The organism is Lysinibacillus sp. FSL K6-0057, assembly GCF_038630885.1.
GTDB lineage: Bacteria > Bacillota > Bacilli > Bacillales_A > Planococcaceae > Lysinibacillus > Lysinibacillus fusiformis_F.
In genome coordinates this window covers 4548826-4562104 of sequence record NZ_CP152047.1, presented here as the reverse complement: position 1 = coordinate 4562104, position 13279 = coordinate 4548826, and the positions used below count along the sequence as shown (strand labels likewise).

11 protein-coding genes are annotated in these 13279 nt (G+C 37.4%); 8 read left to right on the top strand and 3 right to left on the bottom strand.

The features are described 5' to 3' along the window. Positions 1–16 precede the first annotated feature (16 nt). On the bottom strand, positions 17–1474 hold the full coding sequence (gene cls, locus MHB40_RS22795; RefSeq protein ID WP_342534811.1) for a cardiolipin synthase: 1458 nt from the start codon (positions 1472–1474) through the stop codon (positions 17–19). A 342-nt stretch (positions 1475–1816) separates the two neighbouring features. Beyond that, complete coding sequence (locus MHB40_RS22790; protein ID WP_342533492.1) at positions 1817–2983, bottom strand: MFS transporter; 1167 nt, start codon at positions 2981–2983, stop codon at positions 1817–1819. A gap of 365 nt (positions 2984–3348) precedes the next feature. Here MHB40_RS22790 and MHB40_RS22785 point away from each other — a divergent pair, with 365 nt between their 5' ends. Next, entirely contained in the window at positions 3349–3486 is a 138-nt protein-coding gene (locus tag MHB40_RS22785) for an Lmo0850 family protein (protein WP_004232019.1), read from the top strand. 57 nt (positions 3487–3543) lie between these two features. On the opposite strand, the gene MHB40_RS22780 is transcribed toward MHB40_RS22785, so the two are convergent. Beyond that, a complete protein-coding gene (locus MHB40_RS22780; RefSeq protein WP_205445902.1) occupies positions 3544–4731 on the bottom strand; it encodes an FtsW/RodA/SpoVE family cell cycle protein in 1188 nt (395 codons plus the stop codon). Positions 4732–5083: 352 nt separating this feature from the next. Here MHB40_RS22780 and MHB40_RS22775 point away from each other — a divergent pair, with 352 nt between their 5' ends. The 7 genes from MHB40_RS22775 to MHB40_RS22745 all read left to right on the top strand — a co-directional run bounded on the left by MHB40_RS22775 (position 5084) and on the right by MHB40_RS22745 (position 13262). After that, positions 5084–5836 carry a hypothetical protein gene (locus MHB40_RS22775; RefSeq protein WP_205445901.1) on the top strand — a complete coding sequence of 251 codons (753 nt, stop codon included), beginning with the start codon at positions 5084–5086 and terminating at the stop codon, positions 5834–5836. 245 nt (positions 5837–6081) lie between these two features. Then, positions 6082–7161 (top strand): D-alanine--D-alanine ligase, encoded by a 1080-nt coding sequence (locus MHB40_RS22770; RefSeq protein ID WP_342441805.1) that lies wholly within the window; start codon positions 6082–6084, stop codon positions 7159–7161. Positions 7162–7172: 11 nt separating this feature from the next. Then, positions 7173–8540, top strand: a complete 1368-nt coding sequence (gene murF, locus MHB40_RS22765) for a UDP-N-acetylmuramoyl-tripeptide--D-alanyl-D-alanine ligase (protein WP_342441804.1) — start codon at positions 7173–7175, stop codon at positions 8538–8540. A 75-nt stretch (positions 8541–8615) separates the two neighbouring features. Beyond that, a complete protein-coding gene (locus tag MHB40_RS22760; RefSeq protein ID WP_342441803.1) occupies positions 8616–9308 on the top strand; it encodes an alpha/beta fold hydrolase in 693 nt (230 codons plus the stop codon). Between the two features lie 351 nt (positions 9309–9659). Then, positions 9660–11183, top strand: coding sequence for a DEAD/DEAH box helicase (locus tag MHB40_RS22755; RefSeq protein WP_205445897.1), 1524 nt, complete (start codon positions 9660–9662; stop codon positions 11181–11183). 137 nt (positions 11184–11320) lie between these two features. Beyond that, a complete protein-coding gene (locus MHB40_RS22750; RefSeq protein ID WP_342441802.1) occupies positions 11321–11800 on the top strand; it encodes a PH domain-containing protein in 480 nt (159 codons plus the stop codon). Beyond that, a complete protein-coding gene (locus tag MHB40_RS22745; protein WP_342443779.1) occupies positions 11793–13262 on the top strand; it encodes a PH domain-containing protein in 1470 nt (489 codons plus the stop codon). The genes MHB40_RS22750 and MHB40_RS22745 overlap by 8 nt, the downstream gene beginning before the upstream one ends. The last annotated feature ends 17 nt before the right edge of the window (positions 13263–13279 follow it).

Here is a 13279-nt window from a genome sequence, read left to right as displayed (position 1 = left end):
CTCTTCCTTTTTATTTTTATAAAATGGGTGTTAATAAACGGGAAATAGATTCTTTAAATTTAATCAGTGTTGAACGGTTTTTATACATTTCCCATGTTAATTCCGTACAATCAAAAATATCCTTTTCAAACAGCTCCGCCAGTTGGTGCGATATATTGGCATCATATATGAAGGCATTGACTTCAAAATTTAGACTGAAACTTCGTACATCGATATTCGCTGTTCCAACAGTGGATGCCTCGTCATCAATAATAATAGCTTTCGCGTGAATAAAGCCCTTTTCATAAATGTAGACTTTGGCCCCTGCACGTAATAATTGACCCACATAAGAATAAGTTGCCCAATAAACAAACATGTGATCAGGCTTGTTAGGAATCATAATACGTACATCAATGCCTGACAAGGTTGCAATTTTAATGGCGTCTAAGAAACTAATATCTGGGATGAAATAAGGTGTTTGAATATAAATATATTTTTTAGCCATATTAATCAGCTTTAAGTAACCGATCTTTATTTGCTCCCAGTCTGAATCTGGTCCACTTGAAACAATCTGCAAACCAACGTCACCCTTCTTCGGAATGGCAGGGAAATAGCGATCGGAGTACCCCATTTTTTGTTGAGCACTAGCTTGGTTCCAATCGAGTAAAAAGCGTGTTTGTAATGGATGTACAGCACTACCTTCAATACGTAAGTGTGTATCTCTCCAATAACCAAACTTTTTTTGTAATCCTAAATATTCGTCACCGACGTTAAATCCACCTATATAGCCAATTCGGCCGTCAATGACAACGATTTTTCGGTGATTTCTAAAATTTAAACGAGGATTAAGAAGTGGCAAAATGGATGGGAAGAAAACTTCTACTTCACCACCAGCATGCAGCAATTCTTTAAAATGGCGCCTTTTTACATTACGTGAGCCCATTTCATCATAGAGAAGACGTACCTTAACGCCTTGCTTTGCTTTTTTTATCAATGCATTGACGATACGTGTACCTAAGTCATCAAGTCGGAAAATATAATACTGAATGTGGATATGATCTTTAGCTGCTTCAATGTCTTTAAGGAGTTGTTCAAACTTATCGGCGCCATCATCAAAAATATCCAGATGGTTGTCCTGCGTTAAAACCGCATTGTTTGTTCTGAGGTGCATATAAATCATCTCTTGATAATTTTCTGCATTGGCAATGCGAAATTCAAATGTCTCATCACGAATAGCATCCATCTGATAGTTGATGAGATTATCAATCCCAATATCCTTGCGTCCTTCCCAACGGAATAAATGCTTTCTTCGTAATTGTCTTCCAAGTAATAAGTACAAAATAAATCCAGCTAATGGCAGGAAAAATAATACGAGAATCCATGCCCATGTAGAGGTAGCATCTTTACGTTCTAAGAAAATGATGGTCAAGGCTAATAAAATATTAAAAAACAAAGTTAAAGGAACTAAATATTCTATATCTGTAAAAATGCTCATTCCTACACCTGCCTTTACTATTGTTAACAACATACTTAGTATAGCCTACTTCAAATGAGGAAAGAAGATATGAAATGGCTAGATAGCATGGAAAAGGATTATCCCTTAGACATATCAGAGATAATCCGATGGTTTAATTAGTAATTTCTCATTGAAATAAAATATCAGAGAAGAAGCTTTTCTCGGCTAACGAAAATTGCACCAACACATAAGGCCCTATATTAAATGTTTGATAATTGGGAAGTTAGGGTTCACAGGAAATTTATTTTCTGTGAACGCAGTTGAAAGTAACATCTCTCCAATTTTCACTTATGCCTCCTGAAAGCAATAAAGTGCAACATGTTATATATTTTCATGACGCAATGATTTACTGGATGCCTTATATATATAAATCAGACTTATAGAAAGGAGGGCTATCGCTGCCGAAATATAATAACCGAGACTTGCTTGTACAGTAAATAACCATGTGAAAAATAATGGGCCAAGAATACGTCCCAAGTTATCCATTGAATAGGACAGCCCTGCGGCAGTTCCATATTGTCCTCCAGATTCTTTAGAGGAGAGTGATACTACGCATGTTCTTGCGAGTGCGTTACCTGCTGTAAAGACACAAAGGGCAAGCCCAGCGATAAAAAGATTGGCTGTCAATGTGAATAAAAGCATGCCGATAGCAGTTACAATTTGTGCACTGATTAGCCATGTCGTCTCATTGCCATTTTTGATGCGTCGAACGACCCCGCCTTGAATGGCTGCATCAACAAAGCCACTAAACATGAATAAATAACCAATTTGTAATGGTGTAATGTGAATTTTTTCGATTTGAAATAGTTGGAATGTAGCCTCAATGCCCGCTAGCATAAACGTTACTAAAAATGAAAACATAAATAGATAGCGCACACGGTATTGTAGCATGGTTCCAGCACCTTTTGGCACGATAGCACGTTTATTTGAATCTTTTCGTTTTTCAGGTTCTTTTAGGACGAAACTTGCATAAATAAATAATAGTGCAATTAATGAGGCGGATGCAATAAATGGTAATTGCAAGCTATAATGACCTAACATCCCACCGATTGCTGGACCAAAAATAAAACCAAGACCAATGGACATGCCCATAAAGCCCATATATTTATTGCGATCCTTTTCACTGGACATATCAGCAATAAATCCTGTTACTGCAGTATATAATGCTCCAGAAAATAAACCACCAATTATACGTGACACATACAATATAGCTAGATTATCTATAAATAATGAAAAAATAACAAAACTAAGGCTAAAGCCAACTAGACCTGTTAGGATCAGTTGTTTACGCCCTACCTTATCTGATAGCATACCCCAAAATGGTGCTGTGAAAAAACTTGCAAGTGAATATACGGTCAGTAAACCACCTACGTGGAGATCATTCCAGTTTTGCTGCACAATTACCTCTGGTAAGACGGGAATAATAATGCCGAACCCTAGATAAACGAGAAATTGAACAGACATCAATAATAAAATAGCCTTTTTCATACAGTTCCCTGCTTTCATACATATTTCAATATGTATATTCTAACCTTCTTGTTCTTGCGATTACAAGAATAGGGAAGGAGAAGCTTGGATTAAGAGGAATTATTCAGTAAAGAAATAAAGCGTTTTAAGATTTTTTAAACCTATGTTCTGATCAGTGAATAATATGTAGCCATTTTGGGTAATTTAAATATGTTTGGTGGTAAAGTTAGATGGGTGTGAAAAATTTACAATGTAACAAAATTGAAAAATTTTAAAGGTAAGTTAAATGGTATGATAAATTTGTCAGACATCATACTCGTAGAAAAATGAAACTTTTTCGTAAATAAAACGTTATATAAAATCGAGGAAAGATTGAGGTGGAATGTATGACAAAAGAAGTAGATTTGAAAAAGATTGTTTCGAATTTATCTAAGTTGGGTGTAACAGCCACTGTAACAAAGTCTCGACTAGAACTTTTAAAAGTGCTCACACCACCAACGCAAACTCCGCAAGTTCAAGCTTAACTCGTTTCCAATAGAAAAAGGGAAGTCTCGCACATTGAGACTTCCTTTTTTCTATATTTATTCATCTTCATCATGTGTTGTAAACATATACGTTCGATAATGGAATCGCATACTAAAGACCAGTCCAATGGCTAAGGCATTTCCCATCAGAGAACTTCCTCCGTAGCTAATGAACGGAAGTGGAATACCTGTGATAGGTAATAATTGAATAGTCATTCCTATATTTTCGAAAACGTGGAAAGTAATCATGGCGATAATCCCAGCACAAACATAGGTCGAGAAGGGATCTTTCAATAAGAGTGTTGTCTTTGTTAGATGATAAATTAATAAGAAGAAAATACAAATAACAATACTAGCGCCAATAAAGCCCCATTCTTCACCTATTACGGTAAAAATGAAATCGGTGTGGTTCTCAGCTACATATACCTCTCGATTTCGGAAACCCTTACCAAAAATTTCACCTGATCCAATCGCATTTAAAGAAGTAATTAAGTGATAGCCATCACTAGATGAATAGGAATAGGGATCTAGCCAGGAATAAATACGCGCAAATTGATACGCCTTAAAACCAAATGTTTTCTCTAGGAAATCTTGCATATAGAGTGCCATCCACAGTAGTGCGCCACCTGCTACCATGCCACCTAAAAATGTCGGTAGAATTATTTTCCAAGAAATTCCTGCTACGATAATAAGAGCAGCAGTAATGGCAAAGAATACAAGAGCTGAACCTAGGTCAGGCTGCTTCAAAATGATAGCCAAAGGTACAATTAAAGTGATTGCGATTTTACCTAGTAGCAAAAAGTCTGTTTTAATAGACCTTAATGAATAAACTTCATGGTGCTTACTAATTAATCGTGCTAGTGCTAAAATGTAAAAAGTTTTCATAAACTCAGAAGGCTGAATATTCCCAATCGGCGTATGATACCAGCTTTTAGCACCATTTACAGGTGCACCGATTTGACCTTCTCCTTCAGGCATAAAAATAAGCAGTACCAGTAAGGCAATCCCTGCTCCATACATATACCATGACATTTTTTTATATTGATCTGGCTCAAAAAACATGACGATACCAATAATTACTGCACCAATCACATACCATTGCATTTGCTTTGGTACGTAGTTAATGCCATACTGACCTGATGTTTGGGCAGATGCAATAGCTAACAAACTAATGACTAGAAAAGTGAAGAGAATAAAAGCAAGGGTCCAGTCAAAACGATTTGCGAAATTTCGTTTATTTTCCATAAAAGCCACCTAAATTAAAATAGTATCTCAATATGAGTAAATGTGATGCGATTCTTCCTATTTCGTTTATAATTGGTCAAAGAAGAAAGCAAATTATCATCCAACAGTGGTGTAAGAATAGCTCATATCTATTGATAAGCTTGCAATTTGCTTTGAATATTGTCAATGGAATTTTAAGCAAATACTTGAACTCATTGAGTAATCTAAAATTTATATGCAAATGCATGTTTAACATTCCTAATTATAACGCAAAAAACACTTTTATGCCTGCGTATATAGTAGTGACGACAATTAACATAAAATGTTTCAAAAAATTCATGTTTAGACTTATAATGTAGTGAAGAGTGGGGTGATGGTTGTGGCTAAAAAATTAAAGTCAGCTGATGATTTTATGTATCATATTTATGTTCATATGAATGATGTCGATAAATTTGTCATTTTTAGCGGGTTAAAATTCTCGCAATTTGTGGCTGCACTTGAACCACTGCATCACTTACTGTTATTAAAACATTCCTATGAAGACGGTTCTTTTAATATGCATACACAATTTGAATATGTATTGGAAGAAGATGTTCCTCGTTTTGTGAAAAAATCAGCTGAATCAAAAGAATTATGCTGGATTGATTTTATGGACGAGAAGAGGCTAGATCATCTAACACCGATGGAACAAGGAGAATTGCTTTACATAAGTCATAAAAAAGAACCGATTACGTCAGCATTTTTTAACAAATTACAAAATAGATTCGTCTATTATTCTTCAGATTTAGAGAAAATGACGAAAGTTTATTTTCGTCATTTAAGTGATTCGGATTTATTGGTTGCCAATGTATTTAATAGTTTAATTCGTGAAAAGGAACGGAGCACTGGTTTTTGGCGTCGAAAAGTAAAATCGAGTATTCCTGCTGTATCTCCAGATTTTTTACGTTCTTACCGATCCTTTGCGAAAGATGGAGCATTACTATCTTTGTATCGGATTGAAAAACCAAAGGCAGCGTATGGAATAGAAGTTCGTAATTTGTCTGAATATTCTTTTCCCGATGAAGTTTGGGATGACTTAAGTACGATTTTAAAAACGGAGCACGATGAATTGATATATATTATTTAATCTTCATTGCAGCACAGTCTAAGAGCATTCACCTCTCTAAAATGAAGATAGGCCATTGGTAGATATTACGCATATTGAATTGTGTCTGTACAATTCAATGACAGGAAGTAATGATGTCAAGGCATAATTGATGAAATGTACACGCAAAATCTCACCGTCAAAAATACGGTGAGATTTTTATGTCATTTGTCAAGACGTTTCATGATAAACTAATAGTACTCAAGAAGTATGTGGAGGGCACAAAAATGAAAAAAAGAATCGGTTTATTATACGGCGGAAAGTCAGCGGAGCACGAAGTGTCATTATCAACAGCACGTGCAGTCACTGGAGCTTTGAATTTCGAGGAGTATGAAGTATATCCGATTTTCATTACATCTGACGGGGAATGGCGACGTGGAGAGCGTTTAGAAAAACCTGTAAGTGCAATAGAAGAATTACAATTTGGTGATGATACAACAATTTTAGAAAATAATATTACTGATTTTTTGATCGATGACAATGGCAATGAGGTACAGTTCGATGTCATTTTCCCATTGTTACATGGTACTAATGGCGAGGATGGAACGGTGCAAGGTTTACTTGAGGTTCTGAATTTACCGTATGTAGGAAATGGTGTATTAGCATCCTCTGCTGGTATGGATAAAGTGGTAATGAAGCAATTATTTGAAATTGCAGGGTTACCACAAGTGCCCTATACGTATTTTATTCGTAGTGAGTGGAAGAATGAGCAACAGGTAATCATTGAACGTTGTGAAAGCAATTTGAGTTGGCCAATGTTTGTGAAGCCTGCAAACTTAGGATCGAGTGTTGGGATTAGCAAAGCAACAGATCGTGAGGAATTAGTCAAAGCAATTGAAGTTGCTTTGCAGTATGACCGTAAAATCGTTGTTGAGCAAGGAATTGTCGCTCGTGAAGTTGAATTAGCAGTGTTAGGTAATGACTACCCTGAAGTTTCCGTGCCAGGTGAAATTAAACCAGTTACTGAATTTTATGATTATGATTCTAAATATAAGGACGGCTCTACAGCACTTATTATTCCAGCTGAGCTTCCAGTAGAAACTGTTGAGAGCTTAAAGGAACTGGCAAAGCGCGCATTTAAGGCTATAGATGGCAGCGGCTTAGTTCGTGCGGACTTTTTTGTAACAGCTGAGAATAACGTTTACATTAATGAAGTGAACACAATGCCAGGTTTCACGCCTGTAAGTATGTATCCATTATTATGGCAGCATACAAATGTGAGTTATCCAGAGCTGATCGACCGTTTAATTACCTTAGCAATAGAACGTTATGAAGAAAAACAACAGCTTCACTATAAAAAAGACTGAGTGGGATTATTGTGAAAAAAACATTAAAACAATTAGCTGCATGGTTAAATGAGGATATGGCGGCTTTTGGTGACACGGTTGTGTCAGGAATTTCTATTGATACAAGAACAATTCAACAAGGGGACCTATTTGTACCATTTCGTGGTGAGCATACAAATGGGCACAAGTTTGTGATTCAAGCATTTGAGAAAGGTGCCGGTGCTTCTCTTTGGCAAAAAGATGAGCCCAATCCACCAGAAGGTTACCCTTTATTATTTGTGGATGATCCAGAATTAGCTTTGCAAGAAATGGCTAGAGCCTATCGTAATGAACATAAAGCAAAATTTATTGGCATTACAGGTTCAAATGGTAAGACATCAACAAAGGATATTTTAGCTGGGACACTTGCTCCATTCTTTAAGGTACAAAAAACGATTGGGAACTTTAATAATCAATTAGGCCTGCCGATTACAATCTTACAGCTTGACGAAGATACGGATGTGGCCGTCCTTGAGATGGGCATGAGTGGATTTGGTGAAATTGAATTTTTAACTAAGCTTGCTCGTCCTCATATGACAGTTATCACAAATATTGGTGAGGCCCATATGCAGGATTTAGGGTCACGTGCAGGTATAGCAAAAGCGAAGTTTGAAATTATTCAAGGAATGCAACCAGATGGTCTATTATTCTATGATGGCGATGAACCTCTGCTTCAGGAATTAGTGGCAAAGGAACAGCACTTACAGGCAGTGCCGTTTGGATTAGAGTCAGATAATCTTTTATACGTAGAAAATATTCACGCTAATGCGGATGGTAGTCACTTCACTACACACGGTATGATAGAGGGTGACTTCTTTATTTCAGTGCTTGGCAAGCATCAAGTGAAAAATACACTTGTGGCCATGTTAATTTCTCATAAGCTAGGTTTAAACAATGAACAAATTCGTACATCCTTAGAGCATGTGGTATTAACAGATATGAGGATGCAACAAGTGCAAGGAACGAATGGTGCATTGTTTATCAACGATGCCTATAATGCAGCACCAACCTCGGTAAAAGCTGCCATTCAATTTATGGCTTCCTCTACAATTCGTCCTGAAAAATGGCTTGTGTTAGGAGACATGCTGGAGCTTGGACCAAATGAGCAAAGTTTCCACGAAGGGCTAGCAGAATATATAAATGAGCATGAAATCGATTATATCTGCTTATTTGGCCCTCGGATGGCATATCTTTATCAAGTATTAAAAGAGCGCTTTGAGGCAGAACGTTTATTGTATGCGGAAGATGATTATACGGCGATTATTGACAAGCTAAAACAAGCGAATGACGCATCTATTGTTTTACTTAAAGGCTCACGTGGTATGAAATTAGAGACGATCTTAAAGGCATTTACGTCATAGTATCAATGAAATCGGTGGGATATACGCTCACCGATTTATTCATGTAGAGTTATCTTGTTAAATGAGGTGAGGACGTTGTCAGTAGGTGTACTATGTATTCACGGTTTTTCAGGTGGACCTTATGAGGTAGAGCCATTCACAACATACTTGCGTGCACATACAGATTGGGTCATTGCAGAGCCGACATTGTCTGGGCATGGAGAAGAATTGCATATGAGTGGTTTTAAGGCAAAGCATTGGTTAATGGATGCAGAGTTAGCCTTCCGATCATTAGTAAAAAAAGTTGACGAGGTAATCGTTGTCGGTTTTTCAATGGGAGGAATCATAGCACTATACTTAGCTAAACGCTATAAAGTAAAAAAACTTGTATTACTGAGTGCTGCTGCAAAGTATGTGAGCCCTAAGCAGCTAGTCAATGATTTCAAAATGTTAGCTACTGAAGCATATCACCATAATTTGACTAATAACGAACTCTATTTACGATATCATCATAAGTTTAACAATGTGCCTCTTGCATCAACGGTAGAATTTATGAAGTTGGTAAGGATGGTGGCGCCGTATTATCAGCATATTCAAATTCCTGTATACATCGTGCAAGGTAAGTTGGATGGGATAGTGCCCTATCACACGGCACAATTTCTTTTTGATGAATTAGCCTCAAAAGACAAAGTTTTGTATTTTTCTGATAATGGCAAGCATCATATATGTTTTGAGGAAGATTGCTCTGAATGGTTTCCACAGGTTTTAATGTTTTTGAAGAACGAATAAAGTAGTCAGATTATTACGACTCATGCGTTATCGTTGCATAGGATTTAAAGCCATGTTAGACTAGTGTAAGCAATGGATACATTTTGTGCGAAGACTCTTCATATTTGGTTGAAGAGTACTTTTTTTTGAACACAACGGTTTTATTCTAAAGTTAATAATTACGACAGAATCGAACCGCTCGGTAAAGACCGGGCTTTCCTTTTCATATAAGAGAGCTCTATATGAACTATCATGTAGAGAAAATTTTTAAGTAACGGAAACGTTCCACTACACAGGCTCGAATTTGCCGACAACTTCATCTGAAAATGTAACCATTTGTCAACTTAAAAGGAAAAAAGGAGATTGAGAAGTTTGACAAATTTTTCAGAATTAAATATTAGCGAATCTACATTACGCTCAGTAAAGCGTATGGGATTTGAAGAAGCAACACCAATCCAAGAAGGTACTATTCGTTTTGCGATTGAAGGCCGTGATGTATTAGGTCAAGCACAAACAGGTACTGGTAAAACTGCCGCTTTCGGGATTCCACTAATCGAAAAAATCGATCCAAAAAACCCAAATATTCAAGCATTAGTCATTGCTCCAACTCGTGAGTTAGCGATTCAAGTTTCAGAAGAGCTATATAAAATTGGCTATGACAAACGCGTAAAATTATTATCAGTATACGGTGGTCAAGAAATTGGCCGTCAAATTCGTGCACTGAAAAATAGACCTCAAATCATTGTTGGTACGCCAGGTCGTATTATTGATCATATTAATCGTCGTACGTTAAAATTAGAAGATGTTCAAACATTAGTATTGGATGAAGCAGATGAAATGTTAAACATGGGCTTTATCGATGATATTAATTCAATCTTAGAAAACGTGCCTTCTGAGCGTCAAACATTACTGTTCTCAGCAACGATGCCACCAGCAATCCGTAAAATTGCAGAAACATTTATGCGTGATCCAGAAATCGTGAAAATTAAAGCAAAAGAATTAACAGTTGATAATATTGATCAATATTTTGTTAAGTCTGCTGAACGTGAAAAATTCGATGTTTTATCTCGTTTATTAAATGTTCACCAACCAGAGCTAGCTATTATTTTTGGTCGTACAAAACGTCGTGTAGATGAGCTTGCACAGGCCCTATCTATTCGTGGCTATTTAGCTGAAGGTATTCATGGTGATTTAAGCCAAGCGAAGCGTATCTCAGTATTACGCCAGTTTAAAGAAAATAAAATCGATATCCTTGTTGCGACAGATGTAGCCGCTCGTGGACTTGATATTTCTGGTGTAACACACGTTTATAACTTTGATATTCCTCAAGATCCTGAATCTTACGTTCACCGTATTGGACGTACAGGTCGTGCAGGTAAATCAGGTCTTGCCGTAACATTTGTAACACCACGTGAAATGGGTTACTTACGTATTGTAGAAGAAACTACGAAAAAACGTATGACACCTCTTCGCCCACCAACAACTGATGAAGCATTAGAGGGTCAACAACGTTTAGCTGTGGAAACACTGGAAGGTCTTATTGCTAATAACAATTTAGGTGATTACCGCACATTTGCAGCAGAATTACTAGAGAATCATGATGCAGTGGATGTTGTTGCAGCTGCTCTACGTTCATTAACGAGAGAGCCAGACGATACACCAGTAACAATCACAGAAGAACGTCCATTACCAATGCGTCGTGAACGTTCTAGCAATAACCGTGGTGGCGGTGATCGTGGCCGTGGTAACCGTAGCTTTGGCGGCGGACGTCGTGACAATGCTCGCAGTGGAGAACGTCGCAGTAGCAGTAGCCGTCGCGAAGGTGGACGCCGTGAAGGCGGACGTCGTGAAGGCGGACAAGGTCGTACTCGCTCTCCAAGACGTAACGAGGGATAATTTTTCAACCGAAATAAACTTAATCTTTATAGTAAACCTTACAGTCATGGTGGCTGTAAGGTTTTTTTTCGGCTATAGTTGAAACAAAAAGGTGAATGAATCCGTATACACCTAATGAAGAAAGAGGGGGAACGACAATGAGAGCACAACCGATTCATCAAATTTCTCGTAAAGGGCTAACTGTGTGGCGTTTATATGGGGTTATACAAACTTTGGTGCTATTAATTGTAGCGGGGCTGGTAAGCTATGGTACTTATTATTTTGAATGGCCGTCATTTATTTACTTCATAGCTGGTGCAGTTGTAGTACTAAGTGCGATACTGTCTATTTTTATATTCCCGAAAATAAGATGGGAAAGATGGCGTTATGAGGTACGTGAGCATGAAATCGAAGTACAACATGGTCTATTTGTAGTGAAACGCACATTAATACCAATGGTGCGTGTTCAGCATGTTGATACGACACAAGGGCCGATATTAAAAAAATACGATTTAGGTAATATCTCTATTTCAACAGCAGCAACTGTACATACCATTCCTGCACTTGTTATGGACGAAGCAGACGTACTGCGTGCTCGTATCTCTGATTTAGCAAGGGTGGCGGAAGATGATGTCTAAGGAAATTAATCGTTTACACCCAGTGTCTGCAATTATAACGAGTGTAAAAGCATTGAAAAGTATGATATTACCAATTGCCATTGTTATCATAAGTAACGGCTTTAATTTTTCTTTAAATTTTCGTAGTGAGCATTTTTTTGAGACTATTTTACTTTTCGGTGTATGGGGAGTTGCAGCACTTCTTGCACTCATTGGGGGAATCATAAAATGGCGGACATTTGTATACTGGTTTGAAGATGGGGAGTTGCGTGTAACATATGGATTATTTGTTAAAAAGAAACGTTATATCCCTTTTGAACGTATTCAAAGTTTAAATTACAATGAAGGTGTTTTTCATCGTATTTTTGGTTTAGTGAAAGTTCAGGTGGAGACGGCTGGTAGTAAGGGCGGAAAACCTGAGGTTGAGCTGACAGCCATTCGCAAAGCTGCGGCAGATGTTATTGAATTAGAAATGCGTCATGCTAAAAATGAAGTGGTTCAACAACAAGATCAAGCACAAGTAATAGAGGAAGCCGTATCAACCCCAATGATTTACCATATGTCTATGCGTGATTTACTGGTATTGGCAACAACATCCGGGGGAATTGGTGTCGTGCTATCAGGTCTTGCAGCTGTTGCTTCACAATTTTCCGATATTATTCCTTATGAAACAGTATTTCATGAGTTAGCTGATTTTGTGAAAATCGGAGCATTTTTAGTGGCGTTAACGGTGATGGTGGTTTTAATTGTGGCTTGGATTGTATCGGTGATCATCACACTCATTAATTATTATGATTATACAGTCCGCATTGAAGAAGACAAACTGATTATCACAAAGGGTCTATTAGAGAAAAAGCGTATTACTTTGCCGTTGAATCGAATTCAGGCAATTCGTATTGTGGAAAATCCATTGCGTCAGTTAACAGGCTTTGCTACAGTGGTCGTGGAAAGTGCTGGAGGCAACGGTGAAGATGGAAATGATAAAAAAATTACGCTATTTCCACTCATTAAGAAGCCAGATTGTATGCAAACATTAGAACAGCTTTTCCCAGATATGAATTGGCATCCTACATTTATTCGCTCACCAAAAAGGGCAAGACCATTTTTCTATCGAATTGATTTTATCTGGCTAGTTCCGATTATTGGTGCATGTAGTTATTTCTTTTACCCATACGGGCTATTGTCATTGCTGTTAATTCCATTAACGATTTTGCTTGGTATTTGGCAGCATAAAACTGCAGGCTATCAAATTGATGGGAAGCAACTGGCCATGCAGTATCGAGTTTTTAGTCGAATTACATTAATCATGGAGAAAAAACGCATTCAATCTATTGAAAGTACACAATCGTACTTTCAAAAAAGAAAGAATGTTATGTCTATAAAAGCAACCGTCATGTCAGGAGCAACTGGCACTACGGGAAGTGTATCCAGTTTAGAGCAACGAGATGCTGAAACAATCTTAACGTGGTATGAACATTCATGAACTAAAAAGCTAATCCT

Coding starts and splice junctions, on each gene's coding strand:
- MHB40_RS22780 (WP_205445902.1), bottom strand. CDS start 4,731: ATGGAAAATAAACGAAATTTCGCAAATCGTTTTGACTGGACCCTTGCT.
- MHB40_RS22745 (WP_342443779.1), top strand. CDS start 11,793: ATGTCTAAGGAAATTAATCGTTTACACCCAGTGTCTGCAATTATAACG.
- cls (WP_342534811.1), bottom strand. CDS start 1,474: ATGAGCATTTTTACAGATATAGAATATTTAGTTCCTTTAACTTTGTTT.
- MHB40_RS22775 (WP_205445901.1), top strand. CDS start 5,084: ATGGTTGTGGCTAAAAAATTAAAGTCAGCTGATGATTTTATGTATCAT.
- MHB40_RS22785 (WP_004232019.1), top strand. CDS start 3,349: ATGACAAAAGAAGTAGATTTGAAAAAGATTGTTTCGAATTTATCTAAG.
- MHB40_RS22750 (WP_342441802.1), top strand. CDS start 11,321: ATGAGAGCACAACCGATTCATCAAATTTCTCGTAAAGGGCTAACTGTG.
- MHB40_RS22790 (WP_342533492.1), bottom strand. CDS start 2,983: ATGAAAAAGGCTATTTTATTATTGATGTCTGTTCAATTTCTCGTTTAT.
- MHB40_RS22770 (WP_342441805.1), top strand. CDS start 6,082: ATGAAAAAAAGAATCGGTTTATTATACGGCGGAAAGTCAGCGGAGCAC.